The 25,228-nt window shown below is 75.4% G+C and carries 22 protein-coding genes and 1 riboswitch; of the genes, 13 read left to right on the forward strand and 9 right to left on the reverse strand.

What is annotated here, in order from left to right:
- Positions 1-3 precede the first annotated feature (3 nt).
- The 3 genes from ACIP4O_RS09635 to thiO are packed head-to-tail and all read right to left on the reverse strand — an operon-like array spanning position 4 to position 2,145.
- The gene (locus tag ACIP4O_RS09635; RefSeq protein WP_401573310.1) at positions 4-798 is read right to left on the reverse strand and encodes a thiazole synthase; all 795 of its coding nucleotides are present in this window, start codon (positions 796-798) and stop codon (positions 4-6) included.
- 7 nt (positions 799-805) lie between these two features.
- Positions 806-1,018, reverse strand: coding sequence for a sulfur carrier protein ThiS (gene thiS / locus ACIP4O_RS09640; protein WP_401573312.1), 213 nt, complete (start codon positions 1,016-1,018; stop codon positions 806-808).
- Positions 1,015-2,145, reverse strand: a complete 1,131-nt coding sequence (gene thiO / locus ACIP4O_RS09645; RefSeq protein ID WP_401573923.1) for a glycine oxidase ThiO — start codon at positions 2,143-2,145, stop codon at positions 1,015-1,017. Before thiO ends, thiS begins: the two co-directional genes overlap by 4 nt.
- A gap of 16 nt (positions 2,146-2,161) precedes the next feature.
- Positions 2,162-2,272, reverse strand: a riboswitch (TPP riboswitch).
- A 300-nt stretch (positions 2,273-2,572) separates the two neighbouring features.
- Between thiO and ACIP4O_RS09650 the strand changes: the two genes are divergently transcribed.
- The 5 genes from ACIP4O_RS09650 (at position 2,573) to ACIP4O_RS09670 (ending at position 7,134) form a co-directional block, all read left to right on the forward strand.
- Positions 2,573-3,790 (forward strand): NAD(P)/FAD-dependent oxidoreductase, encoded by a 1,218-nt coding sequence (locus ACIP4O_RS09650; RefSeq protein WP_401573314.1) that lies wholly within the window; start codon positions 2,573-2,575, stop codon positions 3,788-3,790.
- 81 nt (positions 3,791-3,871) lie between these two features.
- Entirely contained in the window at positions 3,872-4,237 is a 366-nt protein-coding gene (locus ACIP4O_RS09655) for an Rv2175c family DNA-binding protein (protein WP_361325185.1), read from the forward strand.
- A 78-nt stretch (positions 4,238-4,315) separates the two neighbouring features.
- A complete protein-coding gene (gene thiE / locus ACIP4O_RS09660) occupies positions 4,316-5,020 on the forward strand; it encodes a thiamine phosphate synthase (RefSeq protein WP_401573316.1) in 705 nt (234 codons plus the stop codon).
- Between the two features lie 57 nt (positions 5,021-5,077).
- Positions 5,078-5,998: a methylenetetrahydrofolate reductase [NAD(P)H] gene (gene metF / locus ACIP4O_RS09665; protein WP_361325190.1), complete on the forward strand. Its 921-nt coding sequence runs from the start codon at positions 5,078-5,080 to the stop codon at positions 5,996-5,998.
- Between the two features lie 47 nt (positions 5,999-6,045).
- On the forward strand, positions 6,046-7,134 hold the full coding sequence (locus ACIP4O_RS09670) for a hypothetical protein (protein WP_401573319.1): 1,089 nt from the start codon (positions 6,046-6,048) through the stop codon (positions 7,132-7,134).
- A 209-nt stretch (positions 7,135-7,343) separates the two neighbouring features.
- On the opposite strand, the gene ACIP4O_RS09675 is transcribed toward ACIP4O_RS09670, so the two are convergent.
- Complete coding sequence (locus ACIP4O_RS09675) at positions 7,344-8,837, reverse strand: phytoene desaturase family protein (protein WP_401573321.1); 1,494 nt, start codon at positions 8,835-8,837, stop codon at positions 7,344-7,346.
- A 317-nt stretch (positions 8,838-9,154) separates the two neighbouring features.
- On the opposite strand from ACIP4O_RS09675, the gene ACIP4O_RS09680 reads away from it, so the two are divergent.
- Positions 9,155-9,709: a hypothetical protein gene (locus ACIP4O_RS09680; protein ID WP_401573323.1), complete on the forward strand. Its 555-nt coding sequence runs from the start codon at positions 9,155-9,157 to the stop codon at positions 9,707-9,709.
- A gap of 34 nt (positions 9,710-9,743) precedes the next feature.
- Here ACIP4O_RS09680 and ACIP4O_RS09685 read toward each other — a convergent pair whose 3' ends face one another.
- The gene (locus ACIP4O_RS09685) at positions 9,744-10,367 is read right to left on the reverse strand and encodes a TetR/AcrR family transcriptional regulator (RefSeq protein ID WP_401573325.1); all 624 of its coding nucleotides are present in this window, start codon (positions 10,365-10,367) and stop codon (positions 9,744-9,746) included.
- A gap of 225 nt (positions 10,368-10,592) precedes the next feature.
- Between ACIP4O_RS09685 and ACIP4O_RS09690 the strand changes: the two genes are divergently transcribed.
- The 3 genes from ACIP4O_RS09690 (at position 10,593) to ACIP4O_RS09700 (ending at position 13,206) form a co-directional block, all read left to right on the forward strand.
- Entirely contained in the window at positions 10,593-11,615 is a 1,023-nt protein-coding gene (locus ACIP4O_RS09690) for an SAV_6107 family HEPN domain-containing protein (protein WP_401573327.1), read from the forward strand.
- A 168-nt stretch (positions 11,616-11,783) separates the two neighbouring features.
- Positions 11,784-12,536: a methyltransferase gene (locus ACIP4O_RS09695; RefSeq protein WP_401573329.1), complete on the forward strand. Its 753-nt coding sequence runs from the start codon at positions 11,784-11,786 to the stop codon at positions 12,534-12,536.
- A gap of 253 nt (positions 12,537-12,789) precedes the next feature.
- Positions 12,790-13,206, forward strand: coding sequence for a DUF3040 domain-containing protein (locus tag ACIP4O_RS09700; protein WP_401573331.1), 417 nt, complete (start codon positions 12,790-12,792; stop codon positions 13,204-13,206).
- A 215-nt stretch (positions 13,207-13,421) separates the two neighbouring features.
- Here ACIP4O_RS09700 and ACIP4O_RS09705 read toward each other — a convergent pair whose 3' ends face one another.
- The 4 genes from ACIP4O_RS09705 to ACIP4O_RS09720 all read right to left on the reverse strand — a co-directional run bounded on the left by ACIP4O_RS09705 (position 13,422) and on the right by ACIP4O_RS09720 (position 19,343).
- A complete protein-coding gene (locus ACIP4O_RS09705) occupies positions 13,422-15,803 on the reverse strand; it encodes a transglutaminaseTgpA domain-containing protein (RefSeq protein WP_401573333.1) in 2,382 nt (793 codons plus the stop codon).
- Positions 15,800-17,404: a DUF58 domain-containing protein gene (locus ACIP4O_RS09710; protein WP_401573925.1), complete on the reverse strand. Its 1,605-nt coding sequence runs from the start codon at positions 17,402-17,404 to the stop codon at positions 15,800-15,802. Before ACIP4O_RS09710 ends, ACIP4O_RS09705 begins: the two co-directional genes overlap by 4 nt.
- A gap of 98 nt (positions 17,405-17,502) precedes the next feature.
- The gene (locus ACIP4O_RS09715; protein ID WP_401573335.1) at positions 17,503-18,516 is read right to left on the reverse strand and encodes an AAA family ATPase; all 1,014 of its coding nucleotides are present in this window, start codon (positions 18,514-18,516) and stop codon (positions 17,503-17,505) included.
- Positions 18,517-18,812: 296 nt separating this feature from the next.
- Positions 18,813-19,343 carry a carbonic anhydrase gene (locus tag ACIP4O_RS09720; RefSeq protein WP_361325217.1) on the reverse strand — a complete coding sequence of 177 codons (531 nt, stop codon included), beginning with the start codon at positions 19,341-19,343 and terminating at the stop codon, positions 18,813-18,815.
- 437 nt (positions 19,344-19,780) lie between these two features.
- On the opposite strand from ACIP4O_RS09720, the gene rsmH reads away from it, so the two are divergent.
- The 4 genes from rsmH to ACIP4O_RS09740 all read left to right on the forward strand — a co-directional run bounded on the left by rsmH (position 19,781) and on the right by ACIP4O_RS09740 (position 25,227).
- Positions 19,781-20,812, forward strand: a complete 1,032-nt coding sequence (gene rsmH, locus ACIP4O_RS09725; RefSeq protein ID WP_401573337.1) for a 16S rRNA (cytosine(1402)-N(4))-methyltransferase RsmH — start codon at positions 19,781-19,783, stop codon at positions 20,810-20,812.
- Between the two features lie 85 nt (positions 20,813-20,897).
- Positions 20,898-21,473, forward strand: a complete 576-nt coding sequence (locus tag ACIP4O_RS09730; RefSeq protein ID WP_401573339.1) for a septum formation initiator family protein — start codon at positions 20,898-20,900, stop codon at positions 21,471-21,473.
- Positions 21,474-21,477: 4 nt separating this feature from the next.
- Positions 21,478-23,442, forward strand: coding sequence for a penicillin-binding transpeptidase domain-containing protein (locus ACIP4O_RS09735; RefSeq protein WP_401573341.1), 1,965 nt, complete (start codon positions 21,478-21,480; stop codon positions 23,440-23,442).
- Between the two features lie 51 nt (positions 23,443-23,493).
- Positions 23,494-25,227, forward strand: coding sequence for a UDP-N-acetylmuramoyl-L-alanyl-D-glutamate--2,6-diaminopimelate ligase (locus tag ACIP4O_RS09740; RefSeq protein ID WP_401573343.1), 1,734 nt, complete (start codon positions 23,494-23,496; stop codon positions 25,225-25,227).
- Position 25,228 lies beyond the last annotated feature (1 nt).

Consider the following 25,228-nt stretch of genomic DNA (forward strand, 5'->3'; position numbering starts at 1 on the left):
CCCTCAGAACGCCGGGCGCTCCGGGTCCAGCTCGGCGCGGTCCTCCACCGGGGACGAGGCCTCGGCGAAGTGGCGGCGCGGGATGCGGCCCGCGCGGTGGGCCAGACGGCCCGCCTCCGTCGCGTGCCGCATCGCGCGCGCCATCAGCTCCGGCTCGCGCGCCCGCGTCACCGCCGAGGCGAGCATCACCGCCGCGCAGCCCAGCTCCATCGCGAGCGCCACGTCCGAGGCCGTCCCCGCGCCCGCGTCGAGGATCACGGGGACGCGCGCCCGCTCCGTGATGAGCTGGAAGTTGTGCGGATTGCGGATGCCGAGCCCGGAACCGATCGGCGAGCCGAGCGGCATGACGGCCGCGCAGCCCACGTCCTCCAGCTTCCGCGCGAGCACCGGGTCGTCGTTCGTGTACGGGAGCACGGTGAACCCGTCGTCGACGAGGACCTCGGCCGCGTCGAGCAGCTCCACCGGATCGGGCAGCAGGGTGCGCTCGTCCGCGACGACCTCCAGCTTCACGAGGTCCGTGCCGAGCGCCTCGCGCGCGAGCCGCGCCGTGAGCACCGCCTCGCCCGCCGTGTGACAGCCCGCCGTGTTCGGCAGCACCCGGATGCCGAGCCGGTCGAGCACCGAGAGCACCGAACCCTGCGTGCCCGGGTCCAGACGGCGCATCGCGACCGTCGTCAGCTCCGTGCCCGAGGCGGTCAGCGCGCGCTCCAGGACGTCGAGACTGGGCGCGCCGCCGGTGCCCATGATCAGCCGCGAGGAGTACGTCGTCCCCGCCAGCACGAAAGGATCGTCGGCCATGAGCGCCTCAGCCTCCCTGGACAGCGGTCAGGATCTCGACGCGGTCCCCCGCGGCGAGCACGGTCGCGGGCCAGTCGCCACGCGGGACGACCGTCTCGTTGACGGCGGCGGCGACCCCCGTACGGGCCCGGCTCAGCCCGGTGACGAGCACGTCGAGCGTCGTGCCCGCGGGGACGGCGTGCTCGGCGCCGTTGACTCTCACGGTCAGGTCGAGGTTCACAGCACGGGCTCCGGGCTTCTCGTGAATCGCTGGGGGGTGAAGGGGCGCGCGGCTTCCGGCAGCGCGTCATGGGCCAGGGCATGCGCCATGACGGCGCCCGTCTCGGGGGCGAGGAGCACCCCGTTGCGGCCGTGACCCGTCGCGAGGTGCAGTCCGGGGAGCGCCGTGGGGCCGAGGAGCGGCGCGTTGTCGGGCGAGGCGGGGCGCAGCCCGGCACGGGTCTCGGTGAGCGCGAGTTCGGTGATGCCGGGGAGCAGTTCGTGCGCGTCGCGCAGCAGGGCGTAGACGCCGCCCGCCGTGACCGTCGTGTCCCTGCCCCGCTCCTCGCTCGTCGCGCCCACCACGAGTTCGCCGTTCTCACGCGGCACGAGGTAGAGGCTCCCGCCCCGTACGACGGCGCGCACCGTGCGGCGCAGGAACTCCGCGTACGCGCCGTCCATCCGCAACCGCAGGACCTGGCCCTTCACCGGCCGTACGGGGACGACGACCTCGGGCGGCAACCCCGCCAGGTCCGTGCTGAAGCACCCGGCCGCGAGCACCGTGCGGGCCGCGTCCACGCGCGCGCCGTCCGCGAGCACGACGCCGCGCGCCCGGTCCCCCTCCACCACGAGCCGCGCCGCCCTCGCCCGCCGGAACCCCACCCCGGCCCGGGCGCACGCGACGAGCAGTGCCCCCGCGACCCGGCGCGGATCGACCTGGTGGTCGCCCTCGACACGCAGCCCGCCCCGTATCCCCGGCGCGAGCATCGGCTCCAGGCGGCGGCACTCCCGGCCCGTCAGCCACTGCGAGTCGAGCCCGCGCCGCGTGTGCAGCGCGTGCAGTTCGCGCAGTTCGGCGCGGTCGTCGGCGTCCAGCGCGACGGCGAGCGTCCCGCAGGCGCGGTACCCGAGGTCCCGCCCGCTCGCCTCGCCCAGTTCGGCCGCGAACTCCGGCCACCGCCGCGCCGAGGCGAGCCCGAGCGCGAGCAACGCCTCCTCGCCGTAGTGCGGTTCGGTGACGGCCGCGAGCATCCCGGCGGCGACCTGCGCCGCCCCGCCCCCCGGCTCCGGATCGACCACCGTCACCCGCGCCCCGCCGAGCGCGGCCCGCCACGCGGTCACGAGCCCGACGATCCCGCCCCCGACCACGAGGACATCCCCACCACTGGCCACCAAGCCCCCTCCCTTCGCCGGAATGACCCGGATCAGGTTCATACGGTCGGAGGCCGCAGCCCCCCTCTCAGCCCGGTCCGCCCGGACTCCCGCGGTGTGCGCGGCACAGCTTAGGGGGTGGCGGGGCGGAACGGGCGCCCCGGTCCCCGCTTCCCGCGCCGGGCGGTGCGCCGGACCCGGCCGGTCCTGCCCGGATCCCTCCGGCCGTGGTCCCCCTCGCCTGCGCCGGGCGCCCGACGACCTCGGCCCGAGTGGCCCCGGCCTTTGGTCCGGCCTGGCCCCGGCCTTTGGTCCGGCCTGGCCCCGGCCTTTGGTCCCGGGCGGCCCGGAAGCGCCTGGTGTGGGCGGGATCTCGTGGGGGAGCGGGCTCGGGGGCGGGGGTGGGCGGCCTAGAGTTGCGGGCGTGAGCGGAGACCGGGAGCAGCAGGGGCGGGTCGTTGTCGTCGGCGCCGGGATGGCGGGGGTGCGGACCGTCGTGGCGCTGCGCGAGGAGGGGTACGAGGGGGACGTCGTGCTGCTCGGCGAGGAGCCGCACGCCCCGTACGACCGTCCTCCGCTCTCCAAGTCCGTGCTCCTCGGCAGCGCCGAGACCTCCGCCTTCGACGTCGACTTCGCCGCGCTCGGGACCGAGCTGCGGCTCGGGGTGCGCGCCACCGGGCTGCGCGCCGCCGCGCACGAGATCGACACGAGCGAGGGCCCGCTCGGCTACGACCACCTCGTGCTCGCGACCGGCACCGCGCCCGTACGGCTCCCCGGCACCGCCCAGCACCCCCACGTCCACCTCCTGCACACCCTCGACGACGTCCGCGCCCTGCGCGCGGTCCTCGCGCGCCGCGCCGAGGTCGCCGTCGTCGGCGCGGGCTGGATCGGCGCCGAGTTCACGACGGCCGCGCGCGAGGCGGGCTGCGCCGTCACCGTCCTGGAGGCCGCCGGCCACCCGCTCAGCGGCGCGCTGCCCGCCGAGGTCGCCGCGCCGATGGCGAAGTGGTACGCCGAGGCGGGCGCCCGGCTGCGCACCGACGCCCGCGTCGCCGCCGTCGAGGACGACGCCGTCGTCCTGGCGGGCGGCGAGCGCGTGCCCGCCGACGCCGTCCTCGTCGGCATCGGCGCCCGCCCCGTCACCGGCTGGCTCGAAGGCTCCGGCATCGACCTCGCCCCGGACGGCTCGGTCCGTACCGACGCCTGGCTGCGCACCTCGCTGCCCGACGTCCACGCGGTCGGCGACTGCGCCTCCTTCCCCTCGCGGCGGTACGGGCGGCGCCTGACCGTGCACCACTGGGACAACGCCCTCCAGGGCCCCCACACGCTCGCCGGCGTCCTCACGGGCGAGCGCGCCGAGCCGTACGACCCGGTGCCCTACTTCTGGTCCGAGCAGTTCGGGCGCTTCGTGCAGTACGCGGGCGACCACGCGGGCGCGAGCCGCCTCGTGTGGCGCGGCGACCCGGACGGGGCCGCCTGGACCGTGTGCTGGCTGGAGGAGGACGGGCGGCTCGCCGCCGTGCTCGCCGTCGGCCGCCCCCGCGACCTCGCCCAGGGGCGCAAACTCATCGCCTCGGGCGCGACGCTCGACCCCGTACTCCTCGCGGACGCGGCACGGCCCCTGAAGACGGCCGTGCGCTGACCGGTGGCCCGGGCCCCCGCCCCGTCGCCCGCGGGGACCCTCCCGCTACCGCCCGGCCGCCCGGGATGGCACGCTTGTCCCGTGACCCAGATTGATGCCAAGACCGAAGCGCTCGTCCCCGAGTGGCTCAGCCTCCCCGACATCGCCGAACGGTTCGACGTCGAGGTGACCCGGGTGCGCCAGTTGGTGAAGGAGGGCCAGCTCGTCGCCGTCCGCCGCGGCGAGAACAACGCCCTCTACGTGCCCGCCGCCTTCCTCGACGGCAACCGCACCGTGCGCGGCCTGTCCGGGCTGCTGACCCTGCTGCGCGACGACGGCTTCGACGACGTGGAGATCATCCAGTGGATGTTCACTCCCGACCCGACGCTGCCCGGCACCCCCGCCCAGGCGATGAGCGAGAACCGGGGCACGGAGGTGAAGCGCCGCGCCCAGGCCCTCGCCTTCTGAGCCGGACCGCGGGACCACGGTGACCCCCGCCCCTGCACGAGTGGCATGATCCTCATGTCGTACGAACAGGGGTGGGGCATGCCGAACCGAACACCGCGCGATCCGCGCACCGCGCTCGCCGACGCCCGTCTCTACCTCTGCACGGACGCCCGCAAGCGCCAGAACGACCTGCCCGGCTTCCTCGACGCCGTCCTCTCCGGCGGGGTCGACATCGTCCAGCTGCGGGACAAGGGCCTGGAGGCGGCCGAGGAGCTCGAACTCCTCCAGGTCTTCGCCGACGCCTGCCGCCGCCACGGCAAACTCCTCGCCGTGAACGACCGCGCCGACATCGCCCACGCCGCCCGCGCCGACGTGCTCCACCTCGGGCAGGGCGACCTCCCCGTCCCCGCCGCGCGCGCCCTGATCGGCCCCGACGTGCTCGTCGGCCGCTCGACCCACAGCGAGGCGGAGGCCGCGGCGGCGGCCGTGCGGGACGGCGTCGACTACTTCTGCACCGGCCCCTGCTGGCCGACCCCCACCAAGCCCGGCCGTCCCGCCCCCGGCCTGCCCCTCGTGCGCTACGCCGCCGCCCTCGGCACCACCCGCCCGTGGTTCGCGATCGGGGGCATCGACGCGGCCCGCCTGGACGAGGTCCTCGACGCCGGGGCGCGCCGCGTCGTCGTCGTCCGGGCACTGACCGAGGCCGACGACCCGGAGGACGCGGCCCGCGACCTCGCCCGCCGGGTGCGCGCGCTGCCCCTGGAGACGCCCTCCGTCCAAGGCGTGGACAAGAAGACCGCGTAACGGGCATAACACTCCGCTTCGCCTCGCTGACCGGCGGCTTCTGGCTACCCTGCCCCTATGGCCTCCGGCACCGCATCCACCTGGACCTCCGAGCACCCGACCGTGGCGGAGGTGCTCGCGAGCGGCAAACGCTCCTACTCCTTCGAGTTCTGGGCGCCGAAGACCCCGAAGGGCGAGCGCAACCTGTGGAACGCGCTGCGCCGCGTCGAGGCCGTCGCGCCGAGCTTCGTCTCGGTGACGTACGGCGCCGGCGGCAGCACCCGCACCGGCACGGTGCGCGCCACGCAGGCGATCGCCGAGAACACCACGCTCGTCCCCGTCGCCCACCTCACCGCCGTCGAGCACTCGGTCGCCGAGCTGCGCCACATGATCGGGCAGTACGCGGACGGCGGCGTCCGGAACATCCTCGCCGTGCGCGGCGACCCGCCCGGGGACCCGCTCGGCGACTGGGTGGCGCGCGCGGACGGGCTGACGTACGCCGCCGAACTCGTGCGCCTCATCAAGGAATCGGGAAATTTCTGCGTGGGTGTCGCGGCCTTCCCCGAGATGCATCCGCGCTCCGAGAACTGGGACTCCGACGTCCGGTACTTCGTCGACAAGTGCCGGGCCGGGGCGGATTACGCGATCACGCAGATGTTCTTCGATCCGGCCTCCTACCTGCGCCTGCGCGACCGGCTCGCCGCCGCCGGGTGCGAGACCCCGGTGATTCCCGAGGTCATGCCGGTGACGAGCGTGCGCCAGCTGGAGCGGCTCTCCCGGCTCAGCACCGCCGCCTTCCCCGAGACGGTGAAAGAACGCATGCTCGCGGCGAAGGACGACCCGGCGGCGGTACGCTCCATGGGAATCGAGTTCGCCACAGAGTTCTGCGCGCGACTGCTGGCCGAGGATGTCCCGGGGCTGCACTTCATCACGCTCAACAACTCCACGGCGACACTGGAGATCCACGAGAATCTGGGCCTTCCCCACCACAGGCCCTGATCCGACGGACGGACCCCGGCCCCCATGCCGGGGCGAGAGGGGCGTACATGGGCTGGGCGGTCCTCTATTTCGCTTTCGCCGTAGTGGCGTTGTGGCTCCTCGGGGAGGTGCTGCTCCAGTACAAGGCGCGGCTGCGCTGGCGCCTGCTCGCCTTCGCGGGCTTCCTCGGCGTGGTGCTCGGCGTGCTCATGGCCTCGGTCTTCGTGATCGTCCTCGGCGCGCTCGCCTTCGCGACCGGGCAGACCCTCGTCACGCTCTCCTTCCGGCGCGGCTTCGCGGCGGGCTGGGCCCTCAAGGGCAAGGCGGGCGAGAAGCTCGGCGCGCTCGGCGACCGGGTGCGCGGCGAGCGCGAGCGGGGTCCCGCGCTGGAAATCTCCGACCTGCGCGAGGAGTCCGGCGAGCCCGTACGCGAGCAGCCCGGGTCCCCCGAGACCCCCGAGGCCGCCACGACCTCGGTCCTCGACGCGGTCAACGTCGCGGAGGGCAGGGGAGTGCTGAGCGAGCCGGCCGCGGCGGAGGCTTCCTGGCAGTCCCCGGTCGCCGAGCACACCCCCGGCTACCAGTCCGGCTACGACCCGTACACCGGCCACGGCTACGCCCCGGAGACGGCCCCCGCAGCGTGGGACCAGCAGCAGCCCGGGTACGGGACGGGGACGCACGACGCGGGCGCGAGCGCGGCCGCGTACGGCACCGGTCCGTACGAGACGTCCAAGTACGACGCCTCCGGGTACGACACCACCGGGTACGACACCTCCTCCTTCGCGAACGCGTCGCCCTTCGGCGGCGCGTTCGCGCAGCAGCCCCAGGACACCAGCGGTACCTGGGCGGGGCTGGTGCAGGGCGACGCCACGGGCACGTGGGGCACGACGACGGATGGGTGGGGGCAGCAGTACGCGCAACAGCAGCCGTACGCCGCGCCCCAGCCTTCCCAGGAGCAGTACCAGCAGCCCTACGCGGACCCCTACGCCGACCCGTACGCGACGTCCGGCTACGGCTATCCCGCGCAGGAGCAGGGCGGGCAGGAGACCCCGCCCGGTGGGGTGTGGGTGCCGCGGCAGCGGGAGGACGAGCAGCAGGGCGGGGCGTGGCCGGCGGGCCCGTACGAGGGCAGCGAGGGGTATGGGTACCGGGGCTGATAGGGCGTCCGCGAGGTGAGTGAGTACTCACTCATGCCCAAAGCTTCCCGGAAAACGGACCACACTTTCGAGTGAGACGTGGTGCGAGTTTCCCGGAGTTATCCACAGATTCGGGCGGATGGCGCTGAGGGGGCTTCGAGTTGGGGGAGGATGGTATTGGGGTCGCCCCCCGGGCGGGAGGGGGCTGTCCGCCCCCGGGGAGACCCCCCTCACGTCGACCCCGTGAACCCCGCCCCCTCCACGATCAGCCCCGCCACGAGTGCCCCCGACATCCCCGCGTGCGGCAGCCCGCCGCCTGGGTGGGACCAGCCGCCCACCGCGTAAAGGCCGGGCAGCGCCGTCGAGTTGGCCGGGTAGAGCCACCGGCCCCCGCCGGCGGCGAGCGCCGGGGCGGGGACCGCGCCGCCGGGCGCGCCCGTCGCCGCCTCGGCCGTCGCGGGGGTCAGCGTCTCGTGCCACAGCAGGCGGTCGCGAAGCTCCGGTACGGCGGCGGCGCCGACCCGGTCGATCAGCTCCGCCACGTACGCCTCCGGCACCTCGGCGCCCGCCGGGACCGTCACCGTCAGCGTCACCGCCTCGTGCCCGGCGTCCGGCACCCGCTCCGCGTCGCCCGGGCGCAGCACCGTCACGGTCGGCGCGGGGGGCGGCGTGCCCGCCGCGAGCGCCGCGCGCTCGGCGGCCGCGTCGGGAGTGTGCAGCACCGTGCGCACGACGGTTCCCGCGGGGCGCTCCCCGCGCAGCGCGAGCAGGACGAGGAGGCGTGCCGCCCCCTCCGTACGGGCCGGCACCCCGTCCGCGGGCCACGGTGCCGTCCCGCCGAGCAGCCGCGCGAGGACCGCGGGGGCGACCCCCGCCACGACGTGCTCCGCCTCCACGAGCGAACCGTCCGCGAGCCCGACGCCCGCCGCACGACCGTCCTTCTCCACGATCCGCGTCACCTCCGAACCGAAGACGAACTCCACCCGCCGCTCGACGCACCGGGCGTGCACCGCCTCCGCGAGCGCCCGCAGCCCGCCCCGCACCGCCCACACGCCGAAGGTGTGCTCGACGAACGGCAGCACAGCCGCGCTCGCCGGGGCCCGCTCCGCGTCCAGCCCGGCGGCGAGCGCGTAGCTCTCCAGGAGTGCCCGCAGTCGCGGCTCTCGCAGCTCCAGCTCACCCACCTCGGCGAGCGTCCTCGCGCGCCGCTCGCGGCGCAGCGGCCTGCGCACGGGCAGCGCGGGGTAGGGCTCGCGCTCCGCGAGGACCTGCCAGTTGGGCCACTGCGTCTCCTCCAGGAGCGGACGGCGGGTACGGTCCCACGCCTCGCGCGCCCGGCCGAGGAAGTCCGCCCACCGCGCCCCCGCACCCGCGCCGAGAGCCGCGTCCAGCGCCTGCGCGACCCCGCCGCGCGAGGCGTTCGGCAGCGCGCACTCCGTACCGTCGGCGAAGACGTGGCGCGCCGCGGGGTCCACCTGCTCCAGCACGATCCGGTCCGCCAGCTCCGCACGGCCCGTCTTCACGAACAGGTCCCGGTACACCGCGGGGAGCGTCAGGAGCCCCGGCCCCGTGTCGAAGCGGAACCCGTCCCGCGCGTACTCGCCGAGCGCGCCCCCGTACGTCGCGCCCCGCTCGTGCACCACCACCCGGTGCCCCGCGATCGCGAGCCGCGCCGCCGCCGCCATGGCGCCGAGCCCCGCGCCGATCACCACAATCCGTGCCATGCCAGCGACTTTATCCGCAGCTCACACGCGCCCCACGCCCTGTCCCGCCTCCCCGCCCGGGGCCCGCTGGGCGCCGCGCCCCAGCCCCTGAGTACCGCTACTCAGACCCCCGGTTGAGTACGCCTACGGATGGGCCCCGACCTGCGCGGACGGCACAGTGGTGCACGGATCGGGGGCCCTTCGCCCCGGTACCGCCGACACGGGGCGGCGGAACCGGGCAGGGGCCCCTTGGCCGTGACCGCCTGCCGCGTGCGCCCTTAACCTCCCCGCTCCACGGGTACCCGGAGTCGCACGACGGACGGAGACGGGGGACGCCGATGGCAGGACATGGACCGAGGAGAGAGCCCGGGTGGCTGCGGGCGATGTGGCTGGCATGGGCGTTCCTCGGCGTCCCGGCGCTCATGGGGTGGGAGTTCCACGGGGGAGCCGTGATCTTCGTCCCCCTCGTCGTCGTCATGGTGGGCGGACTCCTCGGCAGCCTGTGGACAGGGGCGCGCGCCGCACGCGTCTCCGTGCGCGCATACCGGCGGACGGGTGCGCGGCTCAACCGCGGTCACGCCCCGGTGAGCCCCACGGAACGCGCCGTCGCGTGGACCGTTCTCACCCGTGAGGAGTCGACCCCGAGGGGGCCGTGGGCGCGCTGGGGCTTTCCCGCGCTCTTCCTGTTCTGCGCGCTCGTCAACGTGCCGGACCGGAACTGGGCCTTCCTGGCCCTGATGCTGGGCAACGTCCTGCTCTTCACGACGGCCGGGCTCCTCGCTCCGCGGCGGACGACCTGGTGCGCCTGGCTGCGGCGGGAGCTGAAGGGCGCCGCCGGCGACGGCCGTGCGGCGGCCGAGCGGCCCGGTGGCGCGACCAAGGAGCCGGGGTGAGCGAGCGCGAAGCGGACGGAGGAGCCTTCCGCCGCTACGCCGCCCGCCCCGCCACCCGCCCCCGCAACAGCAGCGACAGTGCCCCGTGCACCTCGTCCAGCGAGCGGTCCGGCTGGAAGGCCTGCCAGTCGAGCGCGGCGACGAGGACCATGCCGACGAGCGCCGCCGCCGTGAGCGGTACGTCGATCTCCTCGCTCAGCTCACCGGCCGCGATCCCCTCGGCGAGCGACCTCTCCACGACGGCCACGACCTCCCGTCGCACGACGCCGAGCGTCGCCTGCCAGGCCCGGTTCGTGCGCCACAGCTCCGCCACGTACAGCTGCGTGAACGCCGGGTAGCGGTCGATGAAGACGAGGCCCGCGCGGATCATCGCGTCCAGCGCGGCGACCGGGCCGCCGCCCGCCGCCGCCATTCGCTCCGCCGCCTCGCGCAACGCCGCCGTGAGCAGCCCCACGCCGTGCCGCAGCAGCGCCTCGAAGAGTCCCGCCTTGCTCCGGAAGTGGTAGTAGACGGTGCCCTTCGCGACTCCGGCCCGCTCCGCGATCTCGTCGACGGTGGTCGCCGAGAAGCCCTGCTCCGCGATGAGCGTGACGGCGGCCTCGTAGAGCCTCTGCCGCGTCGCCTGCCGCCGGTCGCCGCCTCCACCGCTGCTCTCCATGCCGCCGATTCTCACAGGCCCGGCCCACCCGCGCCGGAGCGCCGTCGGGGGAGCGGACGCGCTCGCTGCGCGGGCGCGGACACCGGCCCGGGGGCCTCCGCGTGTCCCCCGATCGGGGTGAATGTCCAGCTCAGGGGCGATTGTCAGTGCGGGAAGCGAGGATGGGGGCACACGCGGTCACGGTGACAGGGAGCGGAGCGCGCTCCAGGACGGAGGAGGTACGCCATGGCCCACACGCCCAGCGGTGACGCCGCAACCCCTCGACCGGAGAGCGACGCCCCCGAGCAGGGGAGCGGCACCCGCGTGGCAGGGGGTGGTGCCCGCGGGGAGCGGGGTGGCGCCCGCGAGCGGCCGGGCGTGCGGCGCGAGCCGCCGGAGCAACTGCGCCTTCCGGTGCCCGACCAGAGGGCCGCCGTCCCGGCGGCCCCCCGCACGCCGCGCCGCGTCGCCCGTCAGCTCGCCTTCCCGGTCACCCCGGCCCAGCCCGTACGCCCCGGACCACGAGGCGCCGCGGCGAGGACCGTGCGCCCCGGCGAGCGGGAGCGGGCGGCGGCGACGCGGGCGGCGGGGGAGGGGGACGCCGGGCGAGGTGGTGGTGCGGTTCCGCCGACGGACGCCCCTTCGCGGGAAGCGGCCCACCGGCCCCCCGTCGTCATCCCGCGACAGCCCGCCCCGCCGGACACAGGAGCGGCACCCACCCCGCTCGGACCGCCCGCCCCGCCGGGCACAAACGCGCTGCCCATCCCGCCCAGCACACACACCCCGCCCGCGCCGCCCGCTACGAGCGCGCCCCCGCCCGCCTCGCCCGCCTCGCCCGGCGAGGACGTGCACCCCGTGCTGCGGAAGGCCGGGGCGCCGCCCGCCGCGCGGGACCTGCTCGACCGGGCGCGCGAGGAGCTGGCGGTGGCGCGGAGCGAGACCGGCGCGGAGCGGTACGCCGCCGCGCACCGGGCGGCGTTGCGGGCCGCCTCGGCCGTGCTCGCGGTGCACGGACCGCCGCCGGGCACGCGGCCCCGCGGCCGCCGGGGTATCCGCAGTGCGTGGGAGACGCTCGCCGAGGCGGTCCCGGAGCTCGCCCCGTGGACCCTCCTCTTCACCGCGAGCGCCGCCCACCGCGCACGCGCCGAGGCGGGTCTCCACGACCCGGCGAGCACCGGCCAGGCAGACGAACTCCTCCGCGCGGCCGAGGACTTCACCCAGCAGGCCACGGCCCTGCTGGCCCTGCCCGAACCTCACGCGACCCCCTGACCCACGCCTTTGAGATCCCACCCGCACCGCATATCCAGCCCCTTCGGCCTTCGAGGAGCCGGGGGCGCGAGGGGCGGGGCCCCCGCAAGGCCCACCCCGCGAGAAGGCCCCACCAGGACATAAGCTGACCCTCACCACTTGGCCCACCCCCTCCTCCGCAGGAGCACCGTGTCCGACCCGATGCGCCCCCGCGCCGCCCTTCGTACCGCCGTCGTCTGGGACGTCCTGAAGGACGCCCTCGACGGTGCGGGGCAGACCCTGGACGTGCTCGACACCGGCGGGGGCACCGGGAACTTCGCCGTGCCCGTCGCCCGGCTCGGGCACCGGGTCACCGTCGTGGACCCCAGCCCCAACGCGCTCTTCGCGCTCGAACGCCGTGCCGCCGAGGCCGGGGTCGCCGACCTCGTGCACGGCGTGCAGGGCGACGTCCACGGCCTCTTCGACGTCGTGGGACGCGAGAGCTTCGACGTCGTGCTCTGCCACGGCGTCCTCGAATACCTCGACCGGCCCGCCGCCGGTCTCGGCAACGTCGTCGCCGCGCTCCGCCCCGGCGGCACCCTGAGCCTCCTCGCCGCCGGGCTCGGCGGCGCCGTCCTCGCCCGCGCCCTCGCCGGGCACTTCTCCGAGGCCCGCCAAGCCCTCGACGACCCTGAGGGGCGCTGGGGCGCCGCCGACCCCGTGCCGCACCGCTTCACCGCCGGACAGCTCACCGCGCTCGTCGCGGACGCCGGTGTCGAGACCGGCGCCGTGCACGGCGTACGGGTCTTCTCGGACCTCGTGCCCGGCGTCCTCGTCGACACCGAACCCGGCGCGCTCGACGCCCTCCTGCGCCTCGAAGCGGCCGCCGCGGCCCGCCCCGAGTTCCATGCGGTGGCCACCCAGTTGCACGTGCTCGGCCGCAAGAGCGCGGCCGGGGCCTGAGCCCGCGGGGGGCCGGCTTTCCTCGACCCGCCGTCCTCGGCACAGGCGCCGTATGATCGGAGGAGGCCGCCCGGCATGGCGTCGGGGTTCGTGGGAATGCTGGTGTCAACCGGTGTACCGGCGGACCCCCGGTGTCCGGCCGGTCGCGTCCGGTGAATTGGCGCAGAGGGGCGGGTTTCACGGGGGCGATTCCCTGCCTATCCTTAAGGGGACCCCCGGTCGCCCCGGCGACTGCACGATGAGGAGGACTCCCGTGCCGCTCTCAGAGCACGAGCAGCGAATGCTCGAGCAGATGGAGCGAGCGCTGTACGCCGAAGATCCCAAATTCGCGACAGCGCTTGAGGGAAGCAAGCTGCGCACGTACACCCGACGCCGGGTGTACCTGTCGGTCGTGGGCTTCCTGGTCGGCATCGCGCTCCTTGTCGGCGGAGTCGGCCAGGGCGGTGTGAGCAGCGTCGTCTTCGGCGTCATCGGCTTCCTCGTGATGCTCGTCTGCGCGGTACTCGCGATCACCGGCTGGCGCAAAGCTCCCAAGCCGGGCGAACAGCAGGCCACCGCCCCCGGCGGCGAGGCGACGGCCCCGCACGGCCGCACCGCCCGCCAGAAGCGCGGAATGATGGACCGCATCGAGCAGCGCTGGCAACGGCGCCGCGACGAATCCGGCCACTAGCGGAAATCCTCGAACGCGCCACCTTTCCTTACGTGGAAGCGGCGGACCTCCACCGAGAGGTCCGCCGCTTCCACGTACCCGGGTCCCGGCGGACGATTCCTCGAAGCCCGCCCCGCGCCAGCCTGTCCCGTCAGCAGTCCGCCCCGCGTCAGTCCCTCCCCGCGTCAGTCCGCCCCGCGTCAGCCTGCCCCGTCAGCAGCCCGCCCCGCCCCGCCTCAGCCCGCCTCGCGCGTCCCGCGCACCCGCACCCACCCCGTGACCCGCCCCCGCACCGCGGCGCCCCGCGCCGACAGCGATCGGCCCAGGCGGCCCGCCGAGGAGCGGGGTGCGAACAGGGCGCGGAGCCGGTCGGTACGGCCCGAGCCCGCCCGCAGCCCCGCCAGCACCCGGCGGACGTCGGCGGCGACCGGCGCGGGGGTCGCCGCGGGGGCGTAGCGAACGTGTTCCAGGGCGTCGACGAGCCGGTCCAGGGCGGCGGCGGCCTCCTCGTCCAAATGACCCGCGCGGACCAGTCGCGCCGCCGCCGCGCGCGGGCTGAGCGCCTCGTCCGGCGGGATGCCGAGGTCCCAGGCGGTGTCGAGCACCTCGGCCCACGCCGCCCGCACCCGCGCCCCGAGCGCTAGGGCGTCGCGCCCCGGGCCCCCGCCGAGCCGCCGCGCGCGCAGCCTGCGCCGCCACAGCACCGGCAGGAGCGGCACCGCGAGGACCACGAGCACGAGGAGCCCCACCCCGAGGAGCGTGCCCGTGGGCGGCCCGTCGTCGCCGTGCGCCACGACCGCCTGCGGGCTCGGCCCGCCGCACTCGCCGAGCCGCCGGTCGGCCGCCGGGCAGGAGGCGTCCGCCGAGGCCGAGGTCGAGGGGGCGGCGGACTCGCTCGCCTCGGGCTGCTCGGGCGCCGTGCTCGCCGCGCCCCCTTCGGGCGTCTCGGGCTGCGTGTACTCCGGGGTCGTGCCCCGGCTCGGCGTCGGCTCGAAGCGCGTCCAGCCCACGCCCTGGAAGTACAGCTCGGGCCACGCGTGCGCGTCCCGCAGGCCCACCGACATCGTGCCCTCGTCCCCGGTCTGGGTGCCGGGCGTGAACCCGATCGCGACCCGGGCCGGGATGCCGAGGGTGCGGGCCATCGCCGCCATCGAGAAGGAGAAGTGGACGCAGAAGCCCTCCTTCTGCTTCAGGAACCGCGCGATCGCCTGCGGGCCGCTGCCCGCGCCGACCCGCGTGTTGTAGGTGAAGCCGCCGTCGTAGGCGAACCAGTCCTGGAGCCGCACCGCGCGCTCGTAGTCGTTGGCGGCGCCCTTCGTGACCTCGCGCGCGGTCGCCTCGACGACGTCGGGCAGGTTGCCCGGCACGGCGGTGTACGCGCGGCGGATGTCCTCGGGGGCCGGCTGGGCGTTGGCGAGCTGGCGGGCCGTGGGACGTACGTCGAGGCTCTCGACGCGGTACGAGGCGTTGCGCGTCGTCTGGCCGCGCTCGCCGACGAGGGTGCGGCCCACCGGCTCGTACCGCCAGCGCCCGTCGATGTCCACGGAACTGGCCGGGTAGGGCAGTGGCAGCCAGTCCTGTCCGTAGTCGCCCGCGACCCGCACGGACGTCGTGACGGTGCCCGTGGCGACGTCGGGGGAGAGGCCGGTGGGCTGGGGGAGCTGGTCGGGGATCTCGGTGATGCGGCGTTCGGACGGCGACCAGGAGGTGCCGTCGAACTTGTCGAGCGAGACGATCCGCAGATACAGGTCGGAGATGTTCGCCGCGTCGGTGCGGTAGCGCAGGACCTCGCGGTCGTCGGGCTGGTTGAGGGCGTCCTGGAGCGAGACGAGCGGGTTGACCGCCGAGATCGTGCCGCCCCCGCCGCCCTTGCCACCCCCGCCCTTGCCGTCGAGGAGCCCGCCGTCGAGCGCCGGCAGCGCGAGCGGTACGACGAGCGCGACGCCGAGCGCGAGGACACCGATCCTGCGGCCGTTGCGCACCGGGGACAGCTTCGGCGGCTTCCCGCGCCCGTCGGCGGCGCGTACCCCGAAGACCCGCCCCCAGCGCGCGACCCGGTCGCGGCTCTCGGCGAGCAGCAGAAGCAGATAGCCGCCCGCCGCGAGGAGGAAGAGGAGCCAGCCCGAACCTTCCTCGGCGATCCCGGTGGCGACCGAGTAGAGCGCGAGCAGCGGCAGCCCCGCCGCCGAGGCCGCGCGGAACGTCACCGCGAGCGTGTCGACGACCAGGCCCACCACGAGGACCCCGCCGATCAGCAGGAACGTGATGCCGTCGGTGAGCGGCGCGGGGATCGTGTACCCGCGCACGTCGTGCTGCCCGGCCTCGAAGAGCTGTCCGAAGTGCCGCATCGCCTCGGGCCCCGGAACGAAACCGGCCAGGGCCTGGGACCGCGCGAAGACGAGGGTCAGCAGGAGCAGCCCCACGAGGGCCTCGATCGCGACCACGAGCGGGCGCGGCAACTGCGCCTGCCGCGCGAGCGCCCCCGCCCCGGCCATGAGCGCGAGCAGCAGGAGGCACAGCGCGAACCACGTCCCGCTCTCCACGAGCGGCAGCAGCGCCGCGGCGGAGAGCGCCGTCGCCACCGTCGCCGCGAGAGTGACCCGACCCCGCCCGCTCATGACTCCCGCTCCCTGTCGTCCGGCCGCCGGTCCCGTTCCCACCGCGCGACACGCTCGATCCGCTCATAGGGCGAGGGCGCACGGGGCCCCGGGGGACCGGGAGGCGGAAGGTACGCGCCCGGGGCGTCCCCCTGCCCGTACGCACCGCCCCCGAAGTTCTCGCCGCGCGGGGCGCTTTCCCCGTACGTGCCACTGCTCCCGTACGTGCCGCCGCCCCCGTACGCCCCCGCGCTCTCCGGTCCGCCGCCCACGGCGTGCCCCGTGTGGAGGGCGCCCGCCTGCCGCCACAGCTCGGCGAGCGGGGCGCCGCGCGGGACGCGCAGCACCGTCCAGCCCGCCTCGCGCAGGGCACGCGCGGACCGCTCGGCCCCCGGCGGTACCTGCCCGGGCTCCGCGGGCAGTCCCCACTCGGGGCCGTCGAGGAGGAAGGCGACCGCGCTCGCGCCCCGGCCGCGCGCCCCGGCGAGCAGCGCCGTCTGCTCCGCGTCGAGCGCGCCGAGGAAGGCGACGAGCAGCCCCTCCGTACCGCCGTGCAGGACCTCGTGGGCCGCCGCGAGGCCCGTGCCCGCCGAGTGGTCGATGACCGCGAGGACATCGAGGAGCGCGCCCGCGGCCTCGGCGGCCTCGTGCCGCGCGGTCGCGAAGCCGTCGCTGCCCGGCACGGCGTCGAGCGCGCCCTCGTCGGTGATGAGGCGTACGTCCATCTCGCGTTCGAGGAGGTGCGTGAGGACCGAGGCGGTTCCCGAGACGGCCCACTCGAAGGCGCTGTCCGGGCCACCGCCCGCGTAGGCGCCGCGCCGCGTGTCGAGCAGCACCGTGCAGCGGGACCTGCGCGGCTGCTCCTCGCGCCGCACCATCAGCTCCCCGTACCGCGCCGTCGAGCGCCAGTGCACCCGGCGCAGGTCGTCGCCGTGCCGGTAGCCGCGCGGGATGACGTCGTCCTCGCCGGTGAACGAGAGCGCGCGCTGCCGCCCGCCGCCCGCCCCCGGGGCCTGCCCGTCGAGCCCCGCCGCGGGCAGCGGGACCACCGCGGGGAGCACGGTGAGGGTGTCGCGCGCGCTGAAGGAACGGCTCAGCTCGCACATCCCGAAGGGATCGCTGAGCCGCAGTTGCAGGGGACCGAGCGGGAAGTGGCCCCGCATGTCGGAGCGCACCCGGTACGAGACCTCGCGGCGCCCGGCCGCCTCGACGCGGTCGAGGACGAAGCGCGGGCGGGGGCCGAGCTGGTAGGGCACCCGGTCCTGGAGCATGAGCAGCCCCGTCGTGAGCCGCGAGACGTTCTCGACGCGCAGATGGACGCGGGCCTCCTCGCCCGCCTGCACGCGCAGCGGGCTGAGCCTGCGGCTGCCCGTGACGCGGTGGCGGGTACGGAAGAGGACGCTCGCGGCGACGAGCGGGAGCACCGCGAGCAGCACCCCGACCCGCAGCAGCTCGCCCTGCCCGAGGACGTACGCGCAGATCCCGGCGGCGACCCCGGCGGCGAGGAAGGACCGGCCGCGTGTGGTCAGCCCCGCGAACGCGGTCCGCAGCGGCCCGCGCGCCCCGCCCTCCTCGTGGTCCTCGGCGACCGGCGCGAGGGCGGGCCGGTCCTGCGGGGGCACGGTGCCGGGCCGCCGAGGGGCCACGAGGCCGCCGGTGCCCTCCGCGCTCCCGCCCCCCGAGCCCCGTACCGCCGCGCCCCGCCCGGCCCCTGGGACCTTCACCGGCCGCCGCTCGCGGGGCGGCCCACGCGGGCGCCGCTGTCGGGGATCGCCACCTGCTGGAGCAGTTCGACGACGATCGCCTCGGCGCTGCGCCGCCCGAGCTGCGCCTGCGTCGTCGGGAGCAGCCGGTGCGCGAGTACCGGCACCGCGAGGTGCTGCACGTCGTCCGGGAGCACGAAGTCGCGCCCGGCGAGCGCGGCCGAGGCACGCGCGGCCCGTACGAGATGGAGCGTGGCGCGCGGCGAGGCGCCGAGCCGCAGCTCGGGGTGGACCCGGGTCGCCTGCGTGAGCGCCACCGCGTACCGCTCGATGTCCTCGGCGATGTGCACGCCCCGCACCGCCTCGACGAGCTTGGCGATCTCGTCGACGTGCGCGACGGGGAGGAGCGCGTCGAGCGGCGAGGCGGCACCGTGCGCGCCGAGCATCTTCAGCTCGGCCTGGGCCGAGGGGTACCCCATCGAGACGCGCGCCATGAAGCGGTCGCGCTGCGCCTCGGGGAGCGGGTAGGTGCCCTCCATCTCGACCGGGTTCTGCGTCGCGACGACCATGAAGGGGCGCGGCAGCGGGAAGGTCTCGCCGTCGAGCGTGACCTGCCCCTCCTCCATCGCCTCCAGGAGCGCCGACTGCGTCTTCGGCGAGGCCCGGTTGATCTCGTCGCCGATCACGATCTGCGCGAAGACGGCGCCGGGTTTGAAGTCGAAGGTGCCGGAGACCTGGTCGTAGACGGAGACGCCGGTGATGTCCGAGGGCAGCAGGTCCGGCGTGAACTGGATACGGCGCACGGTGGCGTCCACGGAGCGCCCCAGCGCCCGCGCGAGCATCGTCTTGCCGACCCCCGGCACGTCCTCGATGAGCAGGTGCCCCTCCGCGAGCAGCACGGTCAGGGCGAGCCGGACGACGTCCGGTTTGCCCTCGATGACCGTCTCGACGGCGCCCCGTACCCGGCCCGCCGTCTCGCTCAGATCCCTCAGGTCCCCTCGCGCGTCGGCGCGCTCGTCAAAGGTCGTCACCCGGCCCTCCTCGGCCCACGGCCCCGAGCGGGGCCACCCCTCCACCGGGTTGCGCCCGGCTCGCGGCGAGCCGGCACCCGACATGTCCTGGACCCCGCGCGGACCACTCCGCGCGGGCTCCCCACGCATTCTTGTTGCCGTTATCGGTTCGTGTCACTCGCCCGCGGACAACAGCTCACCGCTTGTCAGCGCTTGTGGCATTTGTCCGCCGGATTCGGCCGATACCCGGCCGCGGCGGTGCCGGAACCGGAGGTACGGGACCGGGACGCCGCGCGCGGCCGGGGCGTGCGGCCGGCTCAGGCGGCGGGGGCCGGGTCGACCTCGCGCAGCAGCCCCGTGTGCACGTCGAAGACGAATCCGCGCACGTCGTTCGCCTCGACGAGGAACGGCGAGGTGCGCACCCGCTGCATCGACTGCCGTACGTCCTGCTCCGCGTTGGTGAAGGCCTCGACCGCCCACGAGGGGCGCTGGCCCACCTCGCGCTCCAGTTCCTGGCGGAAGTCCTCGGTCAGCGATTCGAGACCGCAGTTGGTGTGGTGGATGAGGACGACGCTGCGGGTGCCCAGGGCGCGCTGGCTGATCGTCAGGGACCGGATCACGTCATCGGTCACCACACCGCCCGCGTTGCGGATCGTGTGGCAGTCGCCGAGTTCCAGGCCGAGCGCGGCGTGCAGGTCGATACGCGCGTCCATGCACGCGACGACGGCGACCTTCTGCACGGGCCGGGCGTCCATGCCGGGGTCGGTGAACGTCTTCGCGTACGCCTCGTTCGAGGCGACGAGACGGTCGGTGACCGAGGTACCGGGGGTGATAGGGGCGGAAGTCATGCTCCAGACGGTACCGAACCGCGGCGCCGGGCCCCGCCGCGCGCGTATCCGTACGAACGTGATCATGCCGCGCGGGCCCCGGTTTCACGGGCTCCGCGACGCGCAGGGTCGTTGATTGACCGGGCGACAGGGTGGACTAAAGTGACGCGAAGCGGGACCCCGGACACCCCGCTGGTGACTGTCGCGGTCCGTGTCGGCCGCGGCCCCGCGTCCCGGGGCCGCTTCTCCACGGTGCGCGGCGGATACGTACGACCCGGCCCCCTCCCGTTCCGGCCGGCCGGTGCCGCGAGGCGCCGGCGGGCCACTCCCCTTCCGAGCGGGAGGGGACCAGGCCGCGCGTCCCCGCCGCGCCGTCCGCGCACGGGGGAGCACGGCGCGGGACCGGGGCGCGGGACCAGGGCGCGAGGCGCCTTTCGACGAGGGTGACGGGCAGGACATTGCACACGGACCAGACGCCCGAGGGCACAGCACCGGAGGGCACAGCGCGGGACCGGCCCGCACCGGCGGCGGGAACGGCCGAGGGGCGCCACGTCCCCGTCATGCTGCGCCGCTGCCTCGACCTCCTCGGCCCCGCCCTCGCGGAGCCGGGCGCGGTGGTCGTCGACTGCACCCTCGGCCTCGGCGGCCACAGCGAGGCCCTCCTCAGCACCTTCCCCGCCGCCCGCCTCGTCGCGCTCGACCGCGACAAGGAGGCGCTGCGCCTCGCGGGCGAACGCCTCGCCCCCTTCGGCGCGCGCGCGACACTGGCCCACGCCGTCTACGACGAGCTTCCCGACGTCCTCGACCGGCTCGGCGTCCCGCGCGTCCAGGGCGTCCTCTTCGACCTCGGCGTCTCCTCGATGCAACTCGACGAGGCGGACCGCGGCTTCGCCTACGCGCAGGACGCCCCGCTCGACATGCGCATGGACCAGACGGCGGGCATGAGCGCCGCCGAGGTCCTCAACACCTACCCGCCCGGGGAACTCGTCCGCATCCTGCGCACGTACGGGGAGGAGAAGCAGGCCCGCCGGATCGTCTCCGCGATCGTGCGCGAGCGCGAGAAGGAGCCCTTCGCGCGCAGCGCGCGCCTCGTCGAGCTGATCCGCGAGGCACTGCCGCAGGCCGCCAAGCGCACCGGCGGGAACCCGGCGAAACGCACCTTCCAGGCCCTGCGCATCGAGGTCAACGGCGAACTGTCGGTCCTGGAACGCGCGATCCCCGCGGCGGTGAACACCCTCGCCGTCGGCGGCCGGATCGCCGTGCTCTCCTACCACTCCCTTGAGGACAGGCTCGTCAAGCAGGTCCTCTCCTCCGGGGCCACGAGCACCGCGCCCCCCGGGCTCCCCGTCGTCCCCGAGCGCTACCAGCCCCGCCTCAAACTCCTCACGCGCGGCGCCGAACTGCCCGCCGAGGAAGAGGTCGCCGCCAACCGCCGTGCCGCGCCCGCCCGCCTGCGCGGGGCCGAGCGCCTCCGCGAGGGGGCCGTGTGAGCGGAAGCGGGCCGCCCCGTACCGGAGCCGGCCGCGTCCGCGGAACCGGCGGCCGTGCCCGTGCGTGTCACCCCCCGGAGGAGTCGTGAACGGTGTCCTGCGCGGCCGGGCGGCCGCCCTCGCCCGGCTGCTGCCCGAGCGCGGCCCGAACCGGGCGGCGCGCACGCCCTTCGTGCTGCTCGTCGTCGTCCTCCTCGCCGGGGGGCTCATCACGCTCCTCGTGCTCAACTCCTCGCTCAACGAGGGCTCCTTCCAGGTGAGCCGGCTCAAGAAGCAGTCCACGGACCTCACCGACGAGCAGCAGGAACTCCAGCGGGACGTGGACGCCTACTCCGCCCCCGACGCGCTCGCCCGCCGCGCCGCCGAACTGGGCATGGTGCCGGGCGGCGACCCGGCGTTCCTCGCGCCGGACGGGACGGTACGGGGCCGGGCCTCGGCGGCGCCCCGCGTCGCGCTCGTCCGGCCGAGCGCGGCGGCGGAGTCCGTACCGAAGGCGAGCCCCACCCCGACGCCCTCCCCGAGCCAGAGCCCGAACCCCAACTCCAGCGCCAGCCCGAGCCCGAGCCCGGGGCAGAGCCAGAGCCCGAGCCCCGGCTCCAGCACCTCCCCGAGCCCCACCCCCACCCCGTACGCGAGCCCGGACCCCACCCCCGGAAGGTGACGCCGTGACCGACAGGGAACCGCCCCGCCGCCGGGTGCCAGGCCCCGCCAGGCCCGCCGAACGCCCACGCGCCGGGGCACGGCCGGGCGCCCGCCCGGGACCCGGGGCCCGGCCGCGCCGCAGCCCCTCCGGACCGGGGCCCAGGCTCCAGGGACCCCGCACGATCCGGCTCGGCTCGCCGCGCCCGAGGCTCCGGCTCGTCGGCGTCACGATCACGCTGATCATGGCGGTCTTCGTGGGGCGACTGCTCCAGATCCAGGCCGTCGACGCGGACTCCTTCACGACGGCCGCGCAGAAGAACCGCGTCGTCGTCCACGAGATCGCCCCCGAGCGCGGCGCCGTGACCGACCGCGAGGGGGTCGAGCTGGCCACGAGCGTCGACGCCTACGACATCACCGCCGACCCCTCGATGTTCAGCCGCGAGCAGACCCACGTGAAGGACGCCCCCGAGCAGGCCGCGGCCCTCCTCGCCCCGATCCTCGGCAAGGACGAGGACAAGGTCGCCGCCCAGTTGCGCGGCACCGGCCGCTACGCGCTCCTCGCCACCCGGCAGACCCCGCAGGTCTGGACGCAGATCAAGGACCTCAAGAACGCCTTCCAGGAGAAGGCCACGAAGGACAGGCCCAGCATCCTCGCCGGGGTCTTCCAGGAGCCGACGAGCAAACGCGTCTACCCCAACGGCGACCTCGCCGCCGGGATACTGGGCTGGGTCAACTCCGAGGGCAAGGGCGCGGGCGGCCTGGAGGCGCAGTACGAGACCTCGCTCGCGGGCACCCCGGGCGAGGTGCGCTACGCGCAGGCCGGGGGGCGCCAGGTCCCGACGGCGGGCGGCAGCGAGCACCCCGCCGTGGCCGGTACGGACGTACAGCTCACCCTCGACCGCGACATCCAGTGGGCCGCGCAGCAGGCGATCACCGAACAGGTGAAGAAGTCCAAGGCCGACCGCGGCTACGTCATCGTGCAGGACACCCGCACCGGCGAGATCCTCGCCCTCGCCAACGCACCCGGCTTCGACCCGAACGACCTGAGCGCCGCCGACGTGGACGCGCTCGGCAACCCGGCCCTCCAGGACGCCTACGAACCCGGCTCCACCAGCAAGATCATGTCCATGGCCGCCGTCCTGGAGGAGAACAAGGCGACCCCGGGCACCCACGTCACCGTGCCCGGCGAACTGCGCCGCGGCGACCGCATCTTCCACGACGACGTACCGCACGGCACCTGGCACCTCACCCTGAACGGGGTGCTCGCCAAGTCCTCCAACATCGGCACGATCCTCGCCACGGGGCAGCTCGGCAAGACGCAGGAGCAGGCGAACCAGGTGCTCTCCTCGTACCTGCGCAAATTCGGCATCGGCAGCCCCACCGGGCTCGGCTTCCCCGGCGAGACCTCCGGCATCCTCGCGCCGCCGGAGAAGTGGAACACCTCGCAGCAGTACACGATCCCCTTCGGACAGGGCCTGTCGCTCAACGCGGTGCAGGCCGCCTCGGTCTACTCCACGATCGCCAACGGCGGCGTCCGCACCGCGCCGACCCTCGTCAAGGCGACCAAGGGCGCGGACGGCCGCTGGGCCCCCACCGAGCCCGCGAAGAAGACCCGCGTCGTGAGCGACAAGACCGCCAGGACGCTCGCGGCCATGCTGGAGTCCGTCGTCGACGACAAGGAGGGCACGGGCACCTCCGCGCGCATCCCCGGCTACCGCGTCGCGGGCAAGACGGGGACGGCCAACCGGGTGGACCCGAAGACCGGGCTCTACCGCGGCTACACCGCCTCCTTCGCCGGCTTCGCCCCCGCCGACAAGCCCCGCGTGACCGTCTACTGCGCCATCCAGAACCCGACGAAGGGCGGCTACTTCGGCGGCCAGATCTGCGGACCCATCTACAAGAGCGTCATGGAGTTCGCGCTGAAGACCCTCCAGGTCCCGCCCACCGGCGCCGAGCCCGCGCGGCTTCCGACCACCTTCGAACCCTGACCGGCGGACCCCGCGCCCCGCGCACCCCCGAAGACCCACCAGGAACCGCCCGTGACAACGATCACCCCCGATCCGGGGAACCGCCGCCGACCCCCCGGAACCGACGGCGCGCCAGCCCCCGCCCACAGCCCCTCATTTCGCGGCGAGCCCATCCCGCCCGGTACGCTCACCGCCGTGCCACGCCCCGATCAGCCCCACACCCCCCGGGAGAACGGTCCCGTGACGTACCCCGGCCCCCCGCGCCCCGCCAAGACCGCGGCCACCCCGCTCGACGACCTCGCGGAAGAACTGGGGGTCGAGCCGCGCGGCGGCCGCGGCCCCGCGCCCGCCGATGTCACCGGCATCACCCACGACTCCCGCGCCGTGCGCCCCGGCGACATCTACGCCGCCCTGCCCGGCGCCCGCTTCCACGGTGCCGACTTCGCCGCGCAGGCCGCCTCGCTCGGCGCCGTCGCCGCGCTCACCGACCCCGCGGGGGCCGAGCGCGTCCTCGCCGCCGGGCTCCCCGTCCTCGTCGTCGGGGACCCGCGCGGCCGCATGGGCGCCCTCGCGGCGCGCATCTACGGCAACCCGGGCGACGGCCTCCTCCAGATCGGCATCACCGGGACCTCGGGGAAGACCACCACCGCGTACCTCATGGAGGGCGGCCTGCGCGCCGCCGGGCACGCCACCGGGCTCATCGGCACCGTCGAGACCCGCATCGGCGACGAACGCCTCAAGTCCGAGCGCACCACGCCCGAGGCCACCGACCTCCAGGCGCTCTTCGCCGTCATGCGCGAACGCGGCGTCGACGCCGTCGCCATGGAGGTCTCCAGCCACGCCCTCGTGCTCGGCCGCGTCGACGGCGTCGTCCACGACGTCGCCGTCTTCAACAACCTGAGCCCGGAGCACATGGAGTTCCACTCCGGCATGGAGGACTACTTCCAGGCCAAGGCCCAGCTCTTCACCCGCGCGCGCAGCCGCAGAGGCGTCGTCAACTACGACGACGAGTACGGCCGCAGGCTCGTCACCGAGGCCGAGGTCCCGATCGTCACCTTCTCCGCCGAGGGCCACCCCGACGCCGACTGGCGCGCCGAGGACGTCGAGACCGGCCCCACCGACTCGACGTTCACCGTCGTGGGCCCCGACGGCTCCCGCTACCCGGCCCGCGCCCCGCTGCCCGGCGCCTTCAACGTCGCCAACACCCTCGCCGCCGTCGCGGCCCTCGCCGAGGCCGGGACGGACCCCCGCGTCGCCGCCGAGGGCATCGGGGCCGTCCCCGGCGTCCCCGGCCGCCTGGAGCGCGTGAACGAGGGCCAGCCCTACCTCGCCGTCGTCGACTACGCGCACAAGACCGACGCCGTCGAATCGGTGCTCCGCTCGCTGCGCCGCGTCACCGAGGGCCGCGTGCACGTCGTGCTCGGCTGCGGCGGCGACCGCGACACCACCAAACGCGGACCGATGGGGGCCGCCGCGGCGCGCCTCGCCGACACCGCCGTACTCACCTCCGACAACCCGCGCTCCGAGGACCCGCTCGCGATCCTCGCCGCGATGCTCGCGGGCGCCGCCGAGGTGCCCGTGCACGAGCGCGGGGACGTCCTCGTGGACGCCGACCGGGCGGCGGCCATCGCCGCCGCCGTCGCCCGCGCCGAGCCCGGGGACACCGTGCTCATCGCGGGCAAGGGTCACGAACAGGGCCAGGACGTCAACGGGGTCGTCCGCCCCTTCGACGACCGCGAGGTCCTCAAGGAAGCCATCCGCAAAGCCGCGGCCACCCCGGCCGCGCAGCAGAAAAGCGTGGGATGAA

Origin of the sequence: Streptomyces sp. NPDC088923 (assembly GCF_044749745.1) — a bacterium.
Lineage (GTDB): Bacteria > Actinomycetota > Actinomycetes > Streptomycetales > Streptomycetaceae > Streptomyces.